This is a genomic window from Streptomyces sp. NH27, from assembly GCF_056859195.1.
In genome coordinates this window covers 1-1,968 of the sequence record NZ_JACEGK010000838.1, presented here as the reverse complement: position 1 = coordinate 1,968, position 1,968 = coordinate 1, and the positions used below count along the sequence as shown (strand labels likewise).

Below are 1,968 nucleotides of genomic sequence, written 5' to 3'. Positions count from 1 at the left end.
GGGTGGCTGGCCGGGGCGCCGGGGCGGTACGAGGCCGACTCATACAGATGAAGGATCAACGATGGGCCGAATGATCGATTCGGCATGATCATCCGGCCCAACGACGCAGTACGGGGAGCACCTCCCCGACCGCGCGGCACCGCGTCCGACACCGCGTCCGGGCTCGGCTCAGGCCAGCGCGACCAGGTCGGCGTACTCCTGGCTCCACAGGTCCTCGACCCCGTCGGGCAGCATGATGATCCGCTCGGGTTCGAGGGCGCGGACCGCGCCCTCGTCGTGGGTGACCAGCACGACCGCGCCGGTGAAGGTGTGCAGCGCGCCCAGGATCTCCTCGCGGCTGGCCAGGTCGAGGTTGTTGGTGGGCTCGTCGAGCAGCAGGACGTTCGCGCTGGAGACGACGAGCGCGGCCAGCGCCAGCCGGGTCTTCTCGCCGCCGGACAGCACCCGGGCGGGCTTGTCGACGTCGTCGCCGGAGAAGAGGAAGGAACCGAGGATCTTGCGGATCTGGACCAGGTCGGTGTCGGGCGCGGAGGAACGCATGTTCTCCAGCACGGTGCGGTCCGGGTCGAGGGTCTCGTGCTCCTGCGCGTAGTAGCCGAGCTTGAGGCCGTGGCCGGGGGTGACATCGCCGGTGTCGGGCTTCTCCACGCCGGCCAGCAGCCGCAGCAGGGTGGTCTTGCCGGCGCCGTTCAGCCCGAGGATGACCACTCGCGAGCCGCGGTCGATGGCCAGGTCGACGTCGGTGAAGATCTCCAGCGAGCCATAGGACTTGGACAGCCCGGCGGCCATCAGCGGGGTCTTGCCGCACGGCGCCGGGTCGGGGAAGCGCAGTTTCGCCACCTTGTCGGCCTGCCGGACCTCTTCCAGGCCGGAGAGCAGCCTCTCCGCGCGGCGCGCCATGTTCTGCGCGGCGACGGTCTTGGTGGCCTTGGCGCGCATCTTGTCGGCCTGCGAATTCAGCGCGGCCGCCTTCTTCTCGGCATTCGCGCGCTCGCGGTGGCGGCGCTTCTCGTCGGCTTCCCGCTGCTGCTGGTAGAGCTTCCAGCCCATGTTGTAGACGTCGATACGGGAGCGGTTGGCGTCGAGATAGAACACCTTGTTGACGACGGTCTCGATGAGGTCGGCATCGTGGGAGATCACGATGAATCCCCCGCGGTAGGTCTTGAGGTAGTCCCGCAGCCAGACGATGGAGTCGGCGTCGAGGTGGTTGGTGGGCTCGTCGAGCAGGAGGGTGTCCGCGTCGGAGAACAGGATGCGGGCCAGCTCCACCCGGCGCCGCTGGCCGCCGGACAGGGTGTGCAGCGGCTGGCCGAGCACCCGGTCGGGCAGGCCGAGCGCGGCGGCGATGGTGGCGGCCTCGGCCTCGGCGGCGTATCCGCCCTTGGTGAGGAATTCGGTTTCCAGCCGCGAGTATTTCTTCATCGCGTTCTCGCGGGTGGCGCCTTTCCCGGTGGCCATCCGCTCTTCGTTCTCGCGCATCTTGCGCAGCACGACGTCGAGGCCGCGGGCGGACAGCACCCGGTCGCTGGCGAGGATGTCGAGGTCGCCGGTGCGCGGGTCCTGCGGGAGGTAGCCGACCTCACCGGAGTTGGTGACGCTTCCGGCGGCGGGCTGGCCCTCGCCGGCCAGCACCTTGGTGAGGGTGGTCTTGCCCGCTCCGTTCCGGCCGACCAGGCCGATGCGGTCGCCCTTGGCGACGCGGAAGGAGGCGGACTCGATGAGGACGCGGGCGCCGGCGCGCAACTCGATGCCGGTGGCAGTGATCACGGGAAAAAGCTCCAGGGCGATGGGCGCCGCGATAGCGGCAGCGGAGGACGAGATACCCGGGGCACGGCGGCGCGAAAGCGTCGGAAGCCGGCCCGCGGACGGCGGTCGGGGCGGGCGTCGGGACCCATGGGTCGACGCCACGGCTGGTCGACGCGGCTAATCGAGGAGCAGAACTGCCATGCGTTCATTCTACGGGTGCCC

1 protein-coding gene is annotated in these 1,968 nt (G+C 69.9%); it reads right to left on the bottom strand.

The features are described 5' to 3' along the window. Positions 1-168 precede the first annotated feature (168 nt). On the bottom strand, positions 169-1,767 hold the full coding sequence (locus AC13HU_RS36365; protein ID WP_483046270.1) for an ABC-F family ATP-binding cassette domain-containing protein: 1,599 nt from the start codon (positions 1,765-1,767) through the stop codon (positions 169-171). Between the last annotated feature and the right edge of the window lie 201 nt (positions 1,768-1,968).